This is a genomic window from Pelomonas margarita, from assembly GCF_043555875.1.
GTDB lineage: Bacteria > Pseudomonadota > Gammaproteobacteria > Burkholderiales > Burkholderiaceae_C > Pelomonas > Pelomonas margarita.
In genome coordinates, this window is sequence record NZ_JBIGHW010000005.1 from 188,989 (window position 1) to 210,384 (window position 21,396).

Annotated in this window: 10 protein-coding genes; 8 read left to right on the forward strand and 2 right to left on the reverse strand. The window is 62.6% G+C overall.

Annotated features, from left to right (window positions below):
* Window positions 1-3: 3 nt before the first annotated feature.
* Entirely contained in the window at window positions 4-699 is a 696-nt protein-coding gene (gene xopAW, locus ACG0Z3_RS11665) for a XopAW family type III secretion system calcium-binding effector (RefSeq protein WP_394397657.1), read from the reverse strand.
* Between the two features lie 169 nt (window positions 700-868).
* Window positions 869-3,088 carry an aminotransferase class V-fold PLP-dependent enzyme gene (locus ACG0Z3_RS11670; protein ID WP_394397658.1) on the reverse strand — a complete coding sequence of 740 codons (2,220 nt, stop codon included), beginning with the start codon at window positions 3,086-3,088 and terminating at the stop codon, window positions 869-871.
* Window positions 3,089-3,183: 95 nt separating this feature from the next.
* Here ACG0Z3_RS11670 and ACG0Z3_RS11675 point away from each other — a divergent pair, with 95 nt between their 5' ends.
* The 8 genes from ACG0Z3_RS11675 (at window position 3,184) to ACG0Z3_RS11710 (ending at window position 21,393) form a co-directional block, all read left to right on the forward strand.
* The gene (locus ACG0Z3_RS11675) at window positions 3,184-3,651 is read left to right on the forward strand and encodes an Lrp/AsnC family transcriptional regulator (protein WP_394397659.1); all 468 of its coding nucleotides are present in this window, start codon (window positions 3,184-3,186) and stop codon (window positions 3,649-3,651) included.
* 525 nt (window positions 3,652-4,176) lie between these two features.
* Window positions 4,177-5,688: a recombinase family protein gene (locus ACG0Z3_RS11680; protein WP_394397660.1), complete on the forward strand. Its 1,512-nt coding sequence runs from the start codon at window positions 4,177-4,179 to the stop codon at window positions 5,686-5,688.
* Entirely contained in the window at window positions 5,685-6,581 is an 897-nt protein-coding gene (locus tag ACG0Z3_RS11685; protein WP_394397661.1) for a plasmid partitioning protein RepB C-terminal domain-containing protein, read from the forward strand. The genes ACG0Z3_RS11680 and ACG0Z3_RS11685 overlap by 4 nt, the downstream gene beginning before the upstream one ends.
* Window positions 6,578-7,480: a plasmid partitioning protein RepB C-terminal domain-containing protein gene (locus ACG0Z3_RS11690; protein ID WP_394397662.1), complete on the forward strand. Its 903-nt coding sequence runs from the start codon at window positions 6,578-6,580 to the stop codon at window positions 7,478-7,480. Before ACG0Z3_RS11685 ends, ACG0Z3_RS11690 begins: the two co-directional genes overlap by 4 nt.
* A 287-nt stretch (window positions 7,481-7,767) precedes the next feature.
* Window positions 7,768-8,817, forward strand: a complete 1,050-nt coding sequence (locus ACG0Z3_RS11695; protein WP_394397663.1) for a Fic family protein — start codon at window positions 7,768-7,770, stop codon at window positions 8,815-8,817.
* 69 nt (window positions 8,818-8,886) lie between these two features.
* Window positions 8,887-14,190 (forward strand): DEAD/DEAH box helicase, encoded by a 5,304-nt coding sequence (locus ACG0Z3_RS11700; RefSeq protein ID WP_394397664.1) that lies wholly within the window; start codon window positions 8,887-8,889, stop codon window positions 14,188-14,190.
* A gap of 18 nt (window positions 14,191-14,208) precedes the next feature.
* Entirely contained in the window at window positions 14,209-17,001 is a 2,793-nt protein-coding gene (locus ACG0Z3_RS11705; RefSeq protein WP_394397665.1) for a helicase-related protein, read from the forward strand.
* 18 nt (window positions 17,002-17,019) lie between these two features.
* Window positions 17,020-21,393, forward strand: a complete 4,374-nt coding sequence (locus tag ACG0Z3_RS11710; RefSeq protein ID WP_394397666.1) for an Eco57I restriction-modification methylase domain-containing protein — start codon at window positions 17,020-17,022, stop codon at window positions 21,391-21,393.
* Window positions 21,394-21,396: the final 3 nt, after the last annotated feature.

Sequence of the window (21,396 nt, forward strand, 5' to 3'; positions counted from 1 at the left end):
CGGTCAAGCCGTGGTGCTGAGTTGCGTGGCCGTCGTGGCCGTGCTCTGCAGCCAGTTCTTCGCGATCTGGTCGTAGAGCTTCTGCGCGAGCTGGGCGATCTCGGTGGTGGCGGGGTCCTGCGCAGCGTCGCTGGCCGTCGCATCGGCCAGTTCCTTGAGCTGGCCCGCCAGGCGCTCGATCTCGGACACCGTGCCGTCCTGGTTCACGTCCAGCGGGTCGTAGTCCGTCGATGTCGCGCTCGTGCTGCTGGTGCTGCCACCGCCGGCTGCCGGGGGTGGCATGCCGCCGGGCGGCGGCGCCGGGCGGCCGGCCTCGAACTCGGCTCGCGTCAGCTGGCCATCGCCGTCGGCGTCCAGCTCGGCGAAGGCGTCTACCTCGTCGTTAGCAGCGCCGCGCGACTGCGCGAACGCCAGCGTGGACGACGGCGGCGGCATCAGCTCGCGCATGCCCTGGCCCAGCTCCTCGCTGGACAGGCTGCCGTCGCCGTCACCGTCCATCTTGGCCAGCAGCTCGGCGCCGTCGCCGGACTGGCCCGTGTGTTCCAGCATCGAGGCCAGCTCGGTGGCGTCCACGCCGCCGCTGCCGTCGCTGTCCACCTTGGCGAACAGGCGCGCCTCGTGTTCGGCCTTGCGGCTCTGGCCGCTTTCGGCGCTTGGCCAGGAACGGCTCGTGCCGCCCAGGCCGCTGATCGTGCTCATGGTGACTCCTTCGCAAAGAGGTTGAGGCCCCGCCGCCGCCGGTGCGGCAGCGGGTGACGTCATTCTTGGAAGCGCAGGTAAGCCCTCTGTCGCCGCTGTGTGTCGAGGCGGATACAAAGCGGCGCCGCAAGCCCCGAACTGGCCGGCGTTGGAGGCCTTGTTCGGCAGATCAGATCGCCAGCGCGGCATCCCGCGCCGACGCTGGCGCGCGCGGCCACAGCGCGAGGCCGCCGGCCAGGCTCCAGGCTTGTACGCACCCCAGCCGGCGCAAGGCCCGCGCGGCCTGGGCGCTGCGGTTGCCGCTGCGGCAGAAGAACACGACGGGCGTGCCGGCCGGCAGAGCCAACCAGCGCGACAACGCATCAGGCAAGCCACCAAGCGGCACAGCTTCCACCACGCAGGAGCCCGGCAGCGCGGGCCTCAGCCCCAGGCACTGCTCGTACGGCTCGCGCACGTCCACCAGCCGCAGACCGGGGTGCGCCGCAAACAGCGCGCGCAGGGCCGGCGCGCTGAGCTCCACGGCGTCCGCCGGCCGGTCGGGTTCCACACGCGCACCGCAGGCCAGCGTCTGGTACCGGGTCGGTGCCAGGTCTTGTTCCAGTTGGGCCTTGGCCTGGGCCAGCCCGACGGCATCCAGCCGCCCGGCCAGCGCCGCGGCCAGCAGCGGCTGTGCAGCGCATTCCACGGCCAGGGTGGTCGCCAAGGCGCCAGCTTCGTCATGCCCCGGCAGCAGCAGGCCGTGCAAGCCCACGGCCTGGGCCAGGCGCTGCAGCGAACCGGCATAGGACAGCGGCGCGCTTTGCGGGAAGTCGCTGCGCCCCAGCGCGCCAGGCAGCACGGTGTCGCCAACGAAGGTGTGACGCAGGCCGGTGGCGTCATGCAACAGGTAGGCGGTCGAATCCTGCGTGTGGCCGGGTAGCGCCAGCCGCGTGATCGAGCGCTCGCCCAGCGCGAGCGCCGCCGCCGCGTGCGGCCAGCCCAGTGCATCCACGTCGCCGGGCGCCTGCCCAACCGCGGCCCACAGCGCCGCTGCCGACGACGCGTGATCGCCGTGGCTGTGGGTGTCGAGCACGGCCGCGAGTGTCAGCTGCTGGCTGCCAAGCCAGCGCGACAGGCGCTCGGTGAGCTCCGGCAGCGGGTCAATCACCACCGCACGCCGGCTGGCGGTATCGGCCAGGGCGTAGCAACAGGCGCCATCCACGACGAAGCGGGTCAGGCCGGCTACCGGCTGGCCGCTGTCGCGCAAGGCCTGGCCACAGCCCCGGATGCGCGCACAGGCTTCGGCGATGAAGGCCGGGTCTGTCGCCGGCCCGAACGACAGCCGCACTGCCGACGCGGCCTGCCAAGCCGGCAGGCCCATGGCCGTCAGCACCTCGCTGGGCCGGGCGGCGGCCGCACTGCAGGCCGAGCCGCCGCTCACGCGCAGCTCGGCCGCGTCGAACAAGTCCAGCAGTTGGCGCGAGCTGACACCGGGCACGGAGAAGTTCAGCGTCGTGGGCAGGCACAGCGCAGGTGGTGCGTTGAACACCAGGGACGGGAAGGCATCGCGCAGCGCCGCCGCCAATTGATCGCGAAGGCCCGTCAGCGTCGCGGCATCGGCAAACGTGCGCCCGTCCTCCAGCGCGCTGAGTACAGCGCCCAACGCGGCGATGCCTGACATGTTCTCCGTGCCCGCGCGCGAGGCGCCCTCCTGGCCACCCCCTGCCAGCAGTGGCGTGAACGGCGCACCGTCGCGCACGTACAGCAAGCCGATGCCCTTGGGCGCGTACAGCTTGTGGCCCGAGAACGGCGCGTAGTGAATGCGCCGCCGCGTCAGTGCTAGCGGCAGCTTGCCCAGCGCCTGCACGCCGTCCACCATCCACAGCGCCTGGCTGCCGGCCAGCGCGTCGGCGATGCCGTCAAGATCGCTGATGACACCGGTCTCGTTGTTGGCCGCCATGGTGCACACCAGCCCGGCCCGCGGCGCATGGGCGCGCAGCCAGTCAAGGTCATGCCGGCCGTCCCGCGTCACCGGGATGGCCAGCAACTGCATGTTCAGCCCCAGCAGCGCCTGCCAGTGCTGCAAGGCTTCGGGCACGGCCTTGTGCTCCGTGGCGCCGTAGAGCAGCAGTGCCGGCCGATCCACGCGGTCGCGCAGCGCCAGCAGCGCGGACAGCACGGCTGTCTGTATGCCCTCGGTCGCGCCGCTGACGAAGAGCAAGCGCCCGCCCTCGGCACCCAGCACGCGGCGCGCGCGATCGCGCACACCATCCATCAATGCCCTCGCCTTCAGGCCGGTGCCATGGATGCTGCTGGGGTTGCCGAAGTCCTCCGCCATCGCCGCCAGCGCCGCCTCACGGGCCTGGGGCAGGACGGGCGTGGTGGCATTGGCGTCGAGATAGATGTCCATGCCGGCATTCTGCGGACGGCGGCAGAGCACCACATTGCCGAAACGGCGCCCGTCAACGCGTCACACGCAATCCAATTCCTCTTAGCATCTCAAATATGAAACTGGATGCCATCGATATCAGGATTCTCGACATCCTTCAACGGGATGCGGAACAACAGGTCGCGCAGATTGCCGAGCAGGTGGGGTTGTCCAGCACGCCGTGCTGGCGGCGCATCCAGCGGCTGAAGGAAGCGGGTGTCATCACGCGTCAAGTGGCGCTGGTGGACGCGCGCAAAGTCAACGTCGGGGTGACGGTGTTCGTGTCGGTGCGCACCAGCGTGCATACCGAGGCCTGGTTCGAGACCTTCAAGGCCACGGTGCAGGCCATTCCCGAGGTCGTCGAGTTCTACCGCATGAGCGGCGACGTGGACTACCTGCTGCGCGTCGTTGTGCCGGACATCGCCGCCTACGACAAGGTCTACAAGCGCCTGATTGCCGGCACGCAGCTGCACGACGTGAGTTCGAGCTTCGCGATGGAGGAGCTCAAGCTCACGACGGCGCTTCCGCTGGGCTACGCCTCTTGAATCCCACGGCACTCGGCCGGGCCTGAGCGCGCGCCGCACAAAGAAAAAGACCCGGAGGCTTTCGCTTCCGGGTCTTTGCTTTTTTTGGGGTGGCTGATGGGGCTCGAACCGGAAACGGGGGGTATCAAGGGGGTTTCAGGGGCCTCGATCGCACCTCTGTCCCAGGGAGATGCCCCTGGATACCCGCCTTTGCCCCGGCTCCGCCCCCAAATATGCCCCTGACTTTGGCTTGAGCGTGGCTTCTTTTTCACCAACTTGATGGTGCCGAGTCTACGCGTCTGCATCCCCACCCGAAGCTGCAAATCAGGAAGGTTGCGGAGGACCAACTCAGACTCCATGTCTTGTCTGCCACGCGGACTCCGGCACGCACCATTTTCTGGCAAGGCGGGCCAAACTTCATGGAAGTGTCACACGCTCCAACTAGTCTGACCGATGTAACCGTATGCATCAAAAAGATGGAGTCACTGGGTGCGTCATCGAAGCGAGGGGGCAACTGACGAACTTTTTAGGGAAGCCGAGATACCGGTGGCCCAGTACGTTCGCATGTCCACGGAGCACCAAAAGTATTCCACCGAGAACCAAGCCGCAGCAATCTCTGAATATGCCAGCCTGCACGGCATGCGGATCGTCAAGACCTATGAGGACGCTGGCAAGAGCGGTCTGAACCTTAAAGGTCGTCGTGGCCTGCAGGCGTTGCTTCATGACGTACAGAAGCCAATGCCAGGCTTTCAGGCAGTTCTTGTTTACGACGTCAGCCGGTGGGGACGCTTTCCCGACCCAGACGAAGCGGCGGCCTACGCGCACACGTGCAAAAGCCACGGCATTCAGGTGATTTACTGCGCCGAGCCATTCAACAATGATGGATCCATTTCATCCACCGTTCTTGTCGGCCTCAAACGCAGCATGGCCGCCGAATACGTGCGAGAACTTGGCGTCAAGGTGTTTCATGGGGCGTGCAATATCGTCAGGCATGGCTTTCGACAAGGTGGAACGCCGGGCTTCGGCCTGCGTCGCCAACTCATCGACGAACAGCTGAACGTGAAGGGCCTGCTTTCCCGCGGCGAGAGAAAGAGCATTCAGACGGACCGCGTCATCCTTGTGCCAGGTCCGCCAGAAGAAGTCGCGTTGGTGCACCGCATCTACCAGATGTTTCTCGAGGACGGTATGCCGGAACGCGTGATCGCCACTGTGTTGAATCGGGAAGGACTGGTTTCCGACATGGGCACGCCGTGGACACGCGGCACCATTCATCAAATCCTCACGAACGAAAAGTACATCGGCAACAACGTCTATAACCGCACCTCTTTCAAGTTGAAGGTTCAGCACGTTCGCAACCCGCCGGAGCAGTGGGTTCGTCGGGAAGGCGCATTCGAGGCGATTGTTTCCGTCACTCTGTTCATGCAGGTGCAGGCCATCATCGCGGCTCGTTCGCACCATTTGGACGACGGACAGATGCTTGGCATGCTGCGGCAAACGCTTGAGCGACACGGTGCACTCTCCGGCATCCTGATCGACGAGGACGATGATGCGCCGTCCAGTTCCGCATATCGAAGTCGATTCGGCAGTCTGCTCCGCGCTTACAGCCTCATCGGCTACACCCCTCGGCGCGACTACGCCTACCTGGAGATCAACCGCGCGTTGCGGAGGCGCCACCCTGAACTGATAGACGAAATGGCCTTTGGTATCCAACAGTCTGGCGGTTGGACTGTCAGAAACGAGACTACCGACTTGCTCACAGTCAACGGGGAGTTCACGACGTCACTGGTCATTGCACGGTGCAAACCGACGCCAGCAGGAACCTACCGCTGGCGCATTCGGTTCGACGCAAGCCTTCACCCAGATATCACGGTGGTAGCGCGCATGGATCCCTCGAATCAGCGTGCTCACGACTACTACGTATTGCCCGCGATCGACTTCTCCGCTGAAACACTGCCGACACTGGAAGACAACGGCTTCACGCTGGACGCCTATCGCACCGATTCCTTAGACAGCTTTTACCAGTTGGCGGGGCGGATGCCCCTGTCGGAGGCCGCATGACCAAACCACCGCCGCGCATCGAGATGATCCGCATCGCCGAGATCACCATCGCAAACCCGCGCGTACGCAATCCGAAAATTCACAAGACCATCACGGAAAGCATCGAGCAAGTCGGGCTAAAGCGGCCGATCACAGTCCGCCGCGTCCACCCTGGTCAAGGTGATCTGCCTTACGCACTAATTTGTGGACAGGGGCGACTGGAGTCCTGCAAATTGCTGGGTCAGAGCGAGATTGCGGCTCTTGTACTGGATGTCGATGAAGAAACCGGCCACGTCATGAGCATCGTGGAGAACGTCGCCCGGCGGACGCCGAGAGCAGTCGAGACCATGGAACAGGTTCGGGTGCTCAAACAGCGCGGCTACAGCGACACGGAAATCGCTACCAAGTTGGGCTGCACGGCGTCCTGGGTCAACAACGTGGCTAACCTGTTGGAGCGTGGGGAAAAGCGCCTGTTGGCTGCCGCCGAGGCCGGGCATATCCCGCTGCACCTGGCCGTCAGCATTTCCCGATCCAGCGACAGCGAAGCACAGCAACTTTTGCTTGACGCCTATGAAAGCGGTGATCTCAAAGGCCGCAAGGTGACCATCGTGCGCAAGATACTGGAGCAGCGCACCCGCAGCGGCAAGAAGGGAAACAACAGTTTCGCCAAGGCCTCCACTCGCAAGCCAATGACGCCAGAAGAACTGGCGAAGCTGTACAAGCGGGACGTGGAGATGCACCGACGGATTCAAAAAAAATCCGAGTACACACAACAGTCGCTTCTGCTGGCCCGGCAGATTTTCAAGGAGCTGTTTGCAAACAAGGAATTCTGCGCACTCCTCAAGACCGAGAAGCTCACCAGCGTTCCGCAGCCTTTGGCCGATTTGTTACCTCGCGGAGGACTGGGGCGATGACGAAGATGGCGCAAAAGCAGGTCCGATTGGGGTTCGAACGCGACTGCGTGGAAGTTCCTCTAGATCAGATCCATTGCCCGATTCCATTGCCGGGCGGCATCAAGGAATCGGTGATGTACCTGCAGATTCGCAGCTCAGTTCAAGTGATAGGGTTGGTCGAGCCGGTCGTCGTGGCCCTCAACCGTGAGCAGACGGGTACTTTCATCGTGCTCGACGGCCGAATGCGGCTAGAAGCTTTGCGCGACTTGGGTGCACAACGCGTGTTGTGCCTGATTTCCACAGATGACGAAGGCTATACCTACAACAAACGGGTGAACCGGCTTTCTGTCGTCCAGGCACATCGCATGATCGTGCGCGCCGCCGAGCGCGGGGTTTCCGTACAGCAACTGGCAGAAGCACTGAATGTTTCCCCTGGCGCCATCCGTGAGAAGTTTCGGTTACTTGATGGTATTTGCACCGAAGCCGTGGCGCTGCTGGCGGACAAACCGGCAACCTATGGCATGTTCCGTGTTCTCAGGCAGATGAAGCCCTTTCGCCAGATCGACGTGGCACAAGCCATGGTCAATCTTGGCAACTACTCCATCAAGCTGGCAACCGCGATGCTGCAAATGACTCCCGCAGATCAGTTGACGGAAGAAGCGACCTCCAAGGCACAGCGCGGGGGGCCAACTGAAGCCCTTCAGCGTCTGGAGCGCGAACTGGCGGCCACGCAGGCCGATACACGACTACTTGAGGAAGGGTACGGCCCTGCAAGCCTTCAACTGGAGATTATCAAGACCCATATCGGGGCGTCCTTGCTGGAAAACGCCGCGGTCGTTCGATGGCTAGCCAAAAGTCACCCAGAGTATTTGCAGCAGTTGCAACGCATTGCGGACATCAAAGAACTGGCTTCTCAGTGAGCACGCAAGAATTCACTCCTTCTTGACGAACGAAGTGCGCGCTGCCTTGCTCCGAAGTCCACTTCAGGGAGATACACCTCACCTTACCCGCCGCTCGACTCACGGCCTTTGGCCGACACGCGCTGTGACAGCCCCTGGAGGGATGAGGGCCCGAAGGGAAGGCCTCGCTCTAGGCTGCAGCAGGCTCAAAGAATGAGGTATTGATCGATTTATTGGGGTAATCAGAGACTCATGTACCCCAATTCACTGTAGCATTACCCCATTCTTCGCTGCCTGGATGATGCTGCATGCACTCGCTCTCGCCCGACTACCTCGCCAAGCTACGTTTCGATACGCAGCAGTTGGCGACGCTGCGCGCCCTCGGTGAGTACCGGGGCAAGCAGCAGCTCTATGTCGCCCAGTCGCCAGAAGTCTTGAGCGACCTGCGCCAGGTGGCTGTAGTGGAATCGACCGAGTCTTCGAACCGCCTAGAAGGCGTGGTCGTAGCGGCGCACCGACTCAAGTCACTGGTGCTCAAGAACGCCGCGCCGCAGAGCCGATCCGAACAAGAGGTGGCGGGCTATCGCGACGCACTGAGCCTGATCCACGAAAGCGGGGACCAGATGCCGTTCTCGGAAGGCACCGTGTTGCAGCTCCACGGCATCTTGTATCGCTACATGCCCCAACCAGGCGGGCACTGGAAGGCGACCAACAACGACATCATCGAGCGCCACTCTGATGGCAGTTCGCGCATCCGATTTCGGCCGGTGGCCGCGCATCTAACGCCCATGGCGATGGCAGACATGATCGCCCGCTACCGCACTGCGCTGGATCAACATCTGGCCGATCCGCTGGTGCTGGTGCCGCTGGTCGTCCTTGACTTCCTCTGCATCCATCCGTTCCCGGATGGCAACGGACGCATGGCGAGACTGTTGACACTGCAGCTGCTCTACCACTTCGACTACGCCGTGGGCCGCTTCATCAGCCTGGAGCGGATTTTCGAGGAATCGAAAGAAAGCTATTACGAGACGCTGGAGGCCAGCTCGCAGCACTGGCACGACGCTGCCCACAACATCGCCCCATGGCTGGATTACTTCTGGGGCGCCCTGTTGCGCGCCTATAAAGAGTTTGAAGAACGGGTGGGCACCATCGAACGCGGGCGCGGAGCCAAGGGCGACCGTGTCCGCGCGGAGATTCTCAAGCGCCGGCTGCCCTTCTCCATCTCGGAAATTGAGGAAGCCTGTCCTGGCGTCAGCCGCGACATGGTGCGGGTGATTCTCCGCGCCATGAAGGCTGAAGGCTTGATTGAACCAAATGGCAAAGGCAGAGGTGCCAAATGGCAGCACAAACAGCCATGACCCTCTGCAGGGCCGCCGTGGCCCTTGGCGCGTCACGCGCCCACAAAGAAGACAAGGGAGAGAAGAACCGTGGATGACGTTTTTCAGTTTCGCAACCAGTTGGTTGACCGTTACAGCAATTTCTCTCGCAGCTTTGTTCGCATTGCTGCGGATGACATCCAGCAGGAAGTTGAGCGCCAGTACCAGGATGGTCGCTATTGGCCTGAGCCCCTGGTTCAGATCAATCCCAACTACCAGCGCAAAGGTACCGTTCAGTCGTTGGCCGCGGAAGGTGTGTTGCACCCCGTGTGCGCGGATGTCTTTCAGGTTGGGAAGCCCGAAGGCCATCCGCAACCGCTCCACCTCTACGCCCACCAGTTGCAGGCTCTCGCCAAGGGGCAGGCAGGCCAAAGTTATGTCGTGACAACCGGGACGGGATCCGGCAAGTCACTGTCCTTCTTCATCCCCATCATTGACCGCATCATCAAAGCCAAGGCAGAGGGGGATAAGGCGCGCACACGGGCCATCGTCATCTACCCGATGAACGCTTTGGCAAACAGTCAACTGGAAGAACTCGACAAGTTCCTCCATGGCTACGGGTCAGATGAACGCCCATTCACCGTCGCGCGGTACACCGGCCAGGAAAAAATGTCCGAGCGCGATGCCATAGCGGACAACCCGCCAGACATCCTGCTCACCAACTTCATGATGCTGGAGTACATCCTCACCCGCTTCGATGATGTGGATCGCAGGGTGGTGGACCATTGCGAAGGCTTGGAGTTCTTGGTGTTGGATGAACTCCACACCTATAGAGGCCGGCAGGGAGCCGATGTGGCCCTGCTCGTTCGTCGCCTACGCGAACGGCTCAAGGCCGACAAGCTCGTGTGTATCGGCACCTCCGCCACCATGTCGAGCGCGGGCACCCAGGCAGATCGCAACCGCACCGTGGCCGAGGTGGCCGCCAAACTTTTTGGCGCCCACATCAGCGAGCACGATGTGATTGGCGAAACACTGGAACGCGTCACGAACCCGCTCAAAGACGTCGCGGCGATTGCCGCTGAATTGCCAGCCGCCGTCATGCGCGAGCAGTTCGGCTGGCCAGACTTTGAAGCATTTCAGCGCGATCCATTGTCCATCTGGGTCGAGCTCAACCTTGGCATTGAGCTACCCGATCACGAACCCCCAAGACGAGCCAAACCCAAGACACTTCAGGTCGCCAGCGAAGATCTAGCGCTGGACGCCAAGTGCGATGTGGCGCTGGCTCGAGCGGCGTTGCAAAAGTTTCTGGTGGCCGCCCATGAGGTGCGGACACCCCAAGGGCGCCCGCCCTTTGCCTTCAAGCTGCACCAATTCATCAGCGGCCCCGGCAAGGTACTCACCACGCTGGAGGCCTCAGGTCATCGGCACATCACCCTAGATGCGCAACGCTTCGCGCCAGGTAGGCAAGACGAAGGCGTGCATCTGTATCCCGCTCACTTTTGCCGGGATTGCGGCCAAGAGTACCTGCCCGTGTGGCAATCTGGGCAACGCCCCATCACCTATCTGCCCAGAGAGATCGACGACGTCAGCGCAGACGACAATGAAGACGCCAGCTACGGGTTTCTCTGCCCAACGAAAGGCGGACAGCAGTATGGCGGTCAGATCGACGATCTGCCTGAGGCGTGGCTGGACCTGAGCCGGGAAGAGCCGAAGGTCAAGCCAGCCTACAGAAAGGCCATCCCCTATCGTGTCGCCGCCGACCCTCAGGGACACGATGGGTCAGGTGAGGATTTCTGGTTCATCCCAGGCAAATTCCGCTTCTGCCTGAGTTGTGGCGTGGTGCATGAGGCACATGGCAAGGATGCCAACCGCCTATCCAGCCTGTCCGGTGAGGGCCGATCCTCGGCCACCACAATGATCGCGCTGAGTGCCCTACAACAGCTCTTCGCTTTGCCCGATCCCTCGCCTGGGCAACCCGACCCACGCAAGCTTTTGGGGTTCACCGACAACCGGCAGGATGCCGCCTTGCAGGCAGGGCATTTCAACGACTTCATCTTCTTGCTGACCCTGCGTTCGGGCCTGATTGGTGCCCTGCAGGACAACGCTGGCGTGCTCAACGAAGAGCAGCTTGCTGATGCTGTGTTCAAAGCGCTTGGCTTCCAACAGGTGGAGCAAAGCATCTTGGTGGAATACCTGCGTTCTCCCAAGCTGATGGGCCTGGCACGTCAAGAGGCACAGCGCACCCTGCGCTTCATCATCGCCTATCGACTGCTGCGCGACCTGCGCAGAGGCTGGCGATACAACAACCCCAATCTTGATCAGCTCGGTCTGCTGGCCATCCGCTATCGCGGCCTGGACGAGTTTTCCGCGGATGCTGGTGCATTTGCGGAAAACAAGGTGTTGTCCGGTCTCAGCCCGGCACACCGCACTCGATTGAGCGAGCTGCTGTTTGACAATCTGCGTCGCCATCTGTGTCTTGAAACCCGATATCTTGACCCTGTCGAGCACGACAAAGCGCGCACGAGCGGACATACCTACCTCACGGAGCGCTGGGCTTTTGCTCCTGATGAAAAGCTCGAAACGGGCCGCTATCTGATTCTGGGCAAACGCCCTGAATACAAAGGCAAGCCACGAACCGACCTTGTCACCGGCGGCGCGCGCTCGCGATTGCTGCGGCTGGTCAAGACATCCAGCTTCTGGCAAGACACCGTGTTTGCTGGTGAGGTCAAATGCTGGAAGGACCCTGAGTGGGTTGAACTCATCGAGGCGCTGCTGCGCGCCGCAGGCAACTACGGCTATGTTCAGAAGCACGCCATCGACGCGCAATTGGCAGGCTGGCGCCTGAACGCCGCCGCCTTGGACTGGTGCCTGACCAGCGATCAGGCGCTTGGTGACGACAGTCGGGTCAACACCTTCTTCCGGGAGCTCTACCTCAGCGTGGCCGATCTGCTGCGCCTGCCGTCTCACCCCCTGTTCGAGTTCGAGGCCCAAGAACACACCGCACAGGTTGACGCCCCGCGCCGCCAGCTGCTGGAACAGCGCTTCCGCTACACCGACAAAGACCGCAACGACTGGTCGCAGAACCCCGCGCATGAGGCTCCGTTGGAGCGATTGCCCGTCATGTTCTGCTCACCCACCATGGAGCTGGGCGTGGACATCTCCGCTCTCAACACCGTGTATCTGCGGAACATGCCGCCCACTCCAGCCAATTACGCGCAGCGCAGCGGCCGGGCGGGCCGCTCCGGCCAACAGGCTTTGGTCGTCACCTATTGCGCTGCACTCAGTCCGCACGACCAATGGTTCTTCCACCATGCCAACGACATGGTGCATGGTGTGGTCCGCGCGCCCACACTGGATCTGGCCAACCGCGACCTCGTGGACAGCCACCTGCAGGCCGTGTGGCTGGCCAGCACGCAAACCCCGCTGGATGCCAGCATCGCCCCAATGCTGGATCTGGACCAGCCAGGCAAGCCGCTCAAGCAGAGCTACCAAGACGCCTTCAACGCACCCGGTGTGCGTGAACGCGCCATGGGCAGCGCGCAGCGCGTCGTGGACCAGCTTCTGACCGACTTGAACGGTAGCCACTGGTTCACAACTGAGTACGTGCAGCAGGTCATCGAGCGCGCTCCCCAACAGTTTTCGGGCGCCCTGGAGCGCTGGCGTGTCCTGTTCGACGCCACTCGGCAGCAGATGAACATGGCCGACCAAATCGTCAAGAGCCATACCGCATCGCACGCAGAGCGCCAGAACGCCCAACGCCGCTACGGTGACGCGGCACGGCAGTACGCCGTACTCCTCAAATCAGGCAACAGCCAGAACACCGATTTCTACACCTACCGCTACCTGGCCAGCCAGGGTTTCTTGCCGGGCTACAACTTCCCTCGCCTGCCCCTCATGGCCTGGATCCCAGCCCGCGGCGGGCAGACCACCAACGGCAAAGACGACGAGGGCAGCATGGTCAGCCGCCCCAGGTTCCTGGCCCTGTCTGAGTTCGGACCGCGCAGCCTCATCTACCACCAGGGGCGCATGTACCGCGTGGTACGTGCCAAGCTCAACGTGGGCAATGCCGACCACATCTCAGGCAACAGCCAGCTCTCAACGATCACCTCCTTGGTGTGCAGCCAATGCGGCTACGGCCACCTGGGCGAGCCGGGCGGCGGGCAGCCGCTGGTCAACCGTTGCGAAAACTGCGATGCGCTGCTGACGGAAACCGATTGGGTGCGCGAGCTTTACCGCATCGAGACAGTCGAAACCCTGCCGGTCGAACGCATCTCCATCAACGACGAAGACCGTCAGCGACAAGGCTTCGAGCTGCAGACCACATACCGGTTTCTGCCTGGTCCTGATGGGAGGATTCAAAAGCAAAAGGCCGACGTTCTGCAGAGCGAGGAAGCTCTGGCCGAACTCAGCTACGCGCCGGCCGCACGCATCTGGCGCATCAACCGGGGATGGCGTCGCCGCAAGGACAAGGAGCAACTGGGCTTCTACATCAACCCCATCACGGGCACCTGGAGCAAGCAGGATGCCCCGGATGCGGGCGACGACAACGGCAACGATGACGCGCTCATGGACAAGGTGCCCAACCAGCGCATCGTCCCTTTCGTCGAAGACCATCGCAACCTGCTGATTCTGGCGCCGGTGCATGCGCTTTCGCTGGAGGCCATGGCCACGTTGCAGGCTGCGCTCAAGCGTGGTGTCGAAATGACTTTTCAGATCGAAGAGTCCGAGCTGGTGGCCGAGCCATTGCCAAAGCTCGACGAACGCCGCGCGCTGCTGTTCTACGAGGCCGCAGAAGGCGGGGCGGGCGTGCTCACCCGGCTGGCCAATGACTCCGCCAGCTTGGCCCTGGTTGCACAAAATGCGCTTCGGCTCCTGCATCACAGAGATCCCACCGATGGCATCTGGCGAATTGAAGACCTGCCTGCGCTGGAAGAAACCAATGATCTCGGCAACCACATCTGCGAGGCTGGCTGTTACCAGTGCCTGCTCTCGTACTTCAATCAGCCTGACCACGAGCACATCAACCGCCGCAACCCCGAGGCGCTCAAACTGCTGGTTGCCATGGCCAACGCTCAGGTCAGGTTGCGCCCCTCAGATGACAGTTCACCGGCCGGCCAGGCCGGCACCGCCGGTGCTGAACCAACCGACGACACGCCTCAGGCGCGTTGGCTGGCCGCCCTGAATCAGGCAGGCCTCGCCACACCAGACGCCCTGAGCATCCCCGTCAATCAGGGCGCGGCCACCGCCGCGGCGCAGTACAAGGCCGCGCGCGCCTTGGTGTTCCTCAGCCCGGTCGATGCCGCCACAGCCGCCTCGCTGCAAGACAAGGGCTGGCAATTGCTGGACTTCTCCGAACCCGAACATTGGTCCAAGCGCTTCGCTGAACACCCGGCCGTGTTCGGTTCGGCCAGCTGATATCCCTGAACGCATTCCATGACAACCCTTGAACACGACTTTCAGCCTGGCAACCTGGTTCGCGCACGTGGCCGCGAATGGGTGGTGCAGACCGACTCGCACCGCGACTGGCTGCGCTTGCGCCCTCTGGGCGGCGCCGAAGACGAAACGATCGCCCTGATCCCCGAGTTGGAACTGGCACCGGTTGAACACGCCACTTTTGACCTGCCGGATCCCGCCCTCGCGGGCAACCATGCAGCGGCCGTCCTGCTACGCGATGCTTTGCGCCTCACTCTGCGCGCCGGTGCTGGCCCGTTCCGGTCGTTTGGCAACATCGCGGTGGAGCCACGTGGCTACCAACTGGTGCCCCTGCTAATGGCCCTGCGCCTGTCCACAGTTCGCCTGTTGATTGCCGACGACGTGGGCATCGGCAAAACCATTGAAGCAGGGCTGATTGCCCGCGAGTTGATGGACCGTGGCGAAATTGCCCGTCTCGCCGTGCTGTGCCCACCCCACTTGGTCGAGCAATGGCAGTCCGAGCTCGAAACCCGGTTCAACCTCCATGCCGTCGCGCTCACGGCATCGTCGGCCGCTCGGGTCGAGCGCGAACTACCCCACGGCGTGGCTCTGTTCGATCACCACCCCGTGGTGGTGGTGAGCCTGGACTACATCAAGAGCGAACGCAACCGCGAGCAGTTCATCGCCACGGCGCCCGAATGCATCATCGTGGACGAGGCCCACACCTGCGCCAGCAGCGGCGCCGGCAAGCAACTTCGCTTTGAGCTGTTGCAGCGGCTGGGAAGGAACGAGCACAGGCATCTGATCCTACTCACCGCGACACCACACTCCGGCGACGAAGTCGCCTTCTACAACCTGCTGTCGTTGCTGGATCAGCGCTTCCTGGCGCTGCAAGGCCGCATGTCAGCCAGCGATCCGCTGCGCCAGGAACTGGCCCGCCACTTCGTACAACGCCGCCGCAAGGACATCACCGAGTGGCAGGCCGAAACAGAAGACGGGCGCGGCTTTGCCCGGCGCATGAAGACCGAGCTGACTTACCAGCTCAGTGGCGACTGGGGCAACTTCTTCGACGCCGTGCAAGACTACTGCCGCGAACTGGCAGAGGCTGCCGAACGCGAAGGGGTGGCCGGAGGCTCCGGACTGATGTGGTACGCCACGCTCGCCTTGCTGCGTTGCGTGGCGTCCTCTCCTGCCGCAGCGGTCAAAGCGTTGACCACTCGTCTTGAAGGCACCCAGTCCGAAGAAGACCTGCTGACCGACGAGCGATTGCACGATGGCGCGGCCGATGACCTGTCGGCCAGCGACCTGGAGCCTCCTGCTCAGGTGCAAGACGCGTCCCGCCTGCAAGACCTCATCGCCACGGCCCAGCGCCTTTCCGGCCAATCCGGCGACCCCAAGCTGGCTGCATTGATTCAGCATGTCGGCCAACTGCTCAAAGATGGCTACCACCCGGTGGTGTTCTGCCGCTACATCGCCACCGCACACTACGTGGCGGACCACCTCAAGACGAAATTTCCCCAGGCCACCATCGAAGCCATCACAGGCGAATTCACGCCCGAAGAGCGGCGTGAGCGTGTGGAGGACATGGGCGAAGCCGACAGCCGCATCCTGGTGGCGACCGATTGCCTGTCAGAAGGCATCAACCTGCAGCACCTGTTCACCGCAGTCGTCCACTACGACCTGGCCTGGAACCCCACGCGCCACGAACAACGCGAAGGCCGGGTAGACCGCTTTGGCCAGCAAGCGCCTGAAGTGCGCTGCACCATGCTCTATGGGCAAGACAACCCGATCGACGGCTTTGTACTGAAGGTCATCTTGCGCAAGGGCGAGGCGATCCAGAAGGAGCTGGGCGTGATGGTCCCTCTGCCTGAAGACGATGCCCGCATCAACCAGGCCTTGGTCAAGGCCGCGCTGATGCGCCGCGAGCACAGGGCACCGGCCATCATGCTGCAAGAGTCCTTCGACTTTGGCGAGCCGGAGCGGCTGCTCGCACCTTTGCAGGCTCAGTGGCAAGACGCACTGGAAAAGGCCAAGGCCAACCGCACCGTGTTTGCGCAGCGCCGCATTCGCCCCGACGAGGTACTGCCCGAGTGGCACAAACAGCAGCAGGCCCTGGGTGCCCAAGCCGATGTGAAGCGCTTTCTGCAAAGCGCCTGCGTACGCCTGGGCTCACCACTGGACAACACGCGCCGCGCCAACCAGGTGCGCTTCACCCCTCAACATCTGCCCGAGGCCTTGCGACTGCGCCTGGCCGATGAAGGGCTGGACGCAGCTCAGCTGATCGATTTCGACGAGCTGCACCGCAGCCACCCTCTCGTGGGCCTGCTGGCTCAACACCTGCTGGAAGACGCGCTGGGCAACACCCAGCCCGTAGCAGCCCGCTGTGCGGCCACGCTGACCAACGACGTGGAAGTGGCCACCACCCTATACCTGCTGCGCGTGCGTCATCAACTCAGCTACGTGCGCCGCCGCGAACCCTTCCAGATGATGGCCGAAGAGTCCGTGGCCTTGGCCGTACGCGGCCGGGCAAACCCAGAGTGGCTGGCCGATGACCAAGCAGCCCGCCTCATCGAATGCACCCCCAGTGGCAACCTGCTGCCTGAGGCCGTGCAGCGCGAGGTGCGCCAAGCCCTCGAATTCCTGGCCGCCCACCCTCAGCAGTTGCAATCCCTGGCACAGCAACGTGCTGATGCCCTTCTGGACGACCACAAGCGCGTGCGTGAAGCCGCTCGAGACGTGGGCCAATACAACGTCAAGCCCTGCCTGCCGGTGGATGTGATGGGCGTGTATGTGCTCCTTCCCGATTCGCTGTAAGCCTGAGCCAAGAAAAACATGAAACGCATACGCAACAGCAAGCACCAGGCCACGCTCAACCTACCCACCATTCAACTGGAAGGCAGCCTGTTCCTGCCCGACCAGTTGGAGAAGGCCGCGCAAGGCCGCGCCCAAGGTCAAACCGAGGTGGACTACGGTGTGCCCAAGGGCGTCAAGCTCAAAGACGAGTACAGCCGCGCCTTCCAGATTGCCTGCGCGCAGTGGCAACACTTCGCCGCCCAGCTGGACCGTGCCGACGTAGATGCCCACCGGCTAACCATTGGTTTTGTGAGCGAACTGCTCCGCGACGCCTTGGGCTACACCCCAGTACAGCCCACCACTTCGGTGCAAGTGGCCGCCATGGCCTACCCCGTCAACGTGATGGCAGGCCGCATGGCTGTGTTGGTAGCCCCGCACAACCTGGCGCTGGACGATGCCGACCCACGTTTCGCAGTGGCGGGCAGTGGTAACCGCAAGAAGTCCGCCTTCCAGGCCATGCAAGAGCTGCTCAACGCCAGCCCTGAGCACACCTGGGGCATCGTCAGCAACGGCAAGCAACTCCGTCTGTTGCGCGATGCGGCCTCGCTCACCCGACCCACCTACTTGGAATTCGACCTGGCCGATCTGCTGGGCGGCCAGCGTTATGCCGAGTTCGCCAACGTGTGGCGCCTGCTGCACGGCAGCCGTGCACCGCACTCTGGTGGTGCCGCTTGCGTCTGGGAGCAATGGCGCGAAGCAGGCAAAGCCGAGGGCACGCGTGTACGCGACGGTCTGCGCAACGGCGTCGAGAAAGCCCTGCTCACGTTTGGCGAAGGCTTCCTGCAGCACCCCACCAACGATGCACTGCGCGCCGCACTGCACGACGGCAGCCTGAGTAAGGACGCCTACTTCCAGCAACTGCTGCGCCTCATTTACCGGCTGATCTTTGTCTTCACCGTGGAAGAACGCGGTGTGTTGCATCCGGTTGATGACAGCGCCGAGGCATTGGCTGCCCGCAAGGCCTATGCCGCAGGCTATGCACTGGGCCGTTTGCGTGAGCTGTGCCTGAAACGCCGTGCCCGCAACCGGCATGACGACCACTGGCAGGCCATCCGCATCGTCTGGCGCGGCTTGGCGCACGGCCAAGCACGGCTGGCTCTGCCCGCTCTGGGCGGCCTGTTCGCGGAAGATCAATGTCCGCAGCTGGACGCCGCGAACCTGCACAACACCCACATGCTCGCCGCGCTGCAACACCTGCGCTGGGCCGTCATCACTCAGGGCAAGGCCAGCAGTCTCACCCCGGTTGACTATCGCAACATGGGGCCAGAAGAGCTGGGCAGCGTGTACGAAAGCCTGCTGGAACTGGTACCCACCATCGATCTGCCTGCGCGCCGTTTCGGCTTTGTCGGCATCACCGAAGAAGGCAGCACCGCTGGCAACGCCCGCAAAACCTCGGGCAGCTACTACACGCCCGACAGCCTGGTGCAGGAGCTGATCAAAAGCGCGCTGGACCCTGTCATCGAACAACGCCTACAGGCGCGCACCGACAACCCCACCGAGGCTCTGCTATCCATCCGCGTGATGGACCCCGCCTGCGGTAGCGGCCACTTTTTGCTGGCAGCAGCCCGCCGGCTGGCAGAGAAGCTGGCAGAACTGCGCAGCGTTGAGAGTGGGCAGGAGGGTGCCGTGCGCCCGCAAGACTACCGCCACGCTTTGCGTGAGGTGGTGGCCCGCTGCATTTTTGGGGTCGACCGAAATCCCATGGCCATAGAACTGGCCCGCACCGCTCTATGGCTGGAGGGCTTTGAAGAAGGCCGCCCCCTGGGCTTTCTGGACCACCACCTTCAAGTAGGCGACGCGCTGCTGGGCCTAACCGACCTGAAGGCGCTGGAACTCGGCATCGCCAAAGACGCCTTCAAGCCCCTGAGTGGCGACAACAAGGACGTCTGCAAGCAACTCGCCAAGACCAACGCCGCTGCACTGAAAGACTTGGACAGAAAACGCGACGCCCACGTCTTTGGTCAAATGGATGTGGCAAGCCAGAGCGGCAGCGGCCTGACAGAGTTGCGAGCACTCGAATCCCAGCCCGAAGACAGCACCGTTCAGATAGCGGCCAAGGCTGAAGCCTATGGTGCTTACCTACGGCAGGCCCGAGCTGGCCGCCTGGCCCAAGCCGCCAATCTTCTGCTGGGCGCCTACCTGTTGCCCAAGCGCGCGGACACCGCCAGCCACGTTCCCACCACCGCCACGCTCTACCTGACGCTGCAAGGTGTACCGCTTCCTGCTGACCAAGAGGGCACCCTGGCCGCTGCACAACTTGCATGCGATGAAGCCCGCGTGCTGCACTGGCCGCTGGCTTTTCCTCAAGTGTTTGCTCAGGGTGGATTTGACTGCGTGCTGGGTAATCCGCCGTGGGAAGTCTCTCAATTGGGTGGAGAAGAATTCTTTGCAACCCGTGCCCCGCACATTGCTGACTTGGTCGGCGACAAGCGCAAGCAAGCCATCGCGTCACTGGCAGTGGCTGACCCTCGTCTGTGGCAGGCATACGTAGTGGAAAGCCAGCGCATCGCTGCCGCAAACACCTTCTTCCGAGAATCTGGGCGCTACCCACTAACAGCCTTCGGAAAACTCAATACTTACGCCCTATTTGCCGAAAGCATCAACCAGATCACGCAGGCCAGCGGGCGATCTGGCTTCATTGTGCCCACTGGCATTGCCACAGATGACAGCACCAAGGCCTATTTCGCCGATCTCACACAGAGCGGCCGGCTGGTTAGTCTGTACGACATGGAGAACCGCGAGGGGGTGTTTCCCTCCGTCCATCGTAGCTACAAATTTTGCCTGCTCACGCTTGGCTCTGTGCCGAGAGCCGAGTTCGTTTGCTTTGCCGCGCAGGTGGATCAGTTGGCCGATCCACTCCGCCGGTTCAACCTCACGCCGGATGAGTTCCGTCTCATCAACCCAAATACTCTCACTTGCCCGGTGTTCCGCAGTGGGCGCGATGCAGAGCTGACCAAGAAGCTATACCGCGCCGCTCCCGTGCTCATCAATGAGAACCGTCCTGACGGAAACCCTTGGGACGTCAGTTTCTCGCAGGGCTTGTTCAATATGACGAGTGACAGTCCGTTTCCCGAAGCGTCGGGGGCGGGTCTGGTACCACTATACGAAGCCAAGCTTATCCACCAGTTTGACCATCGCTGGGCCACCTATACGCCAGACGGCAGCAGCCGCGACTTGACTGACGCCGAAAAAGCAGACGCGAACTGCGCCGTCATCCCGCGCTACTGGGTGAGTCAAGTCGAGGTAGAGAGGCGGCTGAAAGACAAGGATTGGGCACGTGGGTGGCTTATGGGTTGGCGTGACATCTGTAGGGCCACGGATGAACGCACCGTAATTGCCAGCGTGGCGCCAAAGATGGGAATCGGGCACACCATGCCATTGATCCTGACATTGAAGTCGCCGCAGCTTGCGGCGGCACTGCTGGGTAACCTTTGCTCATTGGTTTTGGACTACTGCGCCCGGGTCAAAGTAGGTGGCACGCATCTCACCTATTCGTATCTCAAGCAGTTTCCTGTCCTAGCGCCAGATCAATACACCGACGAAGACCTCGCCTTCATCGTCCCGCGGGTGCTGGAGCTCACATTCACAGCCCACGACCTGCAACCTTGGGCGAAAGACCTAGGATTTGACGGCCCGCCCTTCACCTTCAACTCGCAGCGCCGTGCTGAGATTCGCGCAGAACTTGATGCCTATTACGCTCATTTGTACGGTCTGACCCGCGAAGAGCTGCGCTACATCCTCGACCCAGCAGATGTTATGGGCTCGGACTACCCCAGCGAAACCTTCCGTGTGCTCAAGAACAAGGAGCGCATTCCTGGTACGAACCAATACCGCACTCAGCAGTTGGTGCTGGCCGCATGGGATATGTTGGAAGTTCGACAGCCGATCACGACGCCGGCACCCAAGCCAGTCCGCCGCGGGGCACCGTTGCCGATCTACGCAGAAGGCGGTACTCCGGCTTCCGCCGCAGAAGATTGGCTGGCGGGGCTGATAGTCGATGTGCTTCAACAAGCCGGACCATGTGATGACAATCAACTTCGGCGACTTCTCGGCGCCCGTCTCCCAGATGAAACTCCGGATGCCGAGGTTCTGCATGCTTGGCTGGCACCCGTGAATACAGAACGCTGGGGTCACATTTGCAGTTGGCTTCGAGCTCTGTTGGGTGTTCCAGCAACAGCGCCCCTGTCAATCCGTAATGCTCAAGCGCAAGCAGAAGTCCTGGGCGACCATCGCACCGAGGCGCTCGCTCGCGCTTTGATAGCGGCTCGTCGCCAACAAGAAGCCGCGCTGGCAGAAGCTCTGGCAGGTTCCACATCAGAAGTTCGACCCGACGAAATACGCAAACAGGGATAAAGA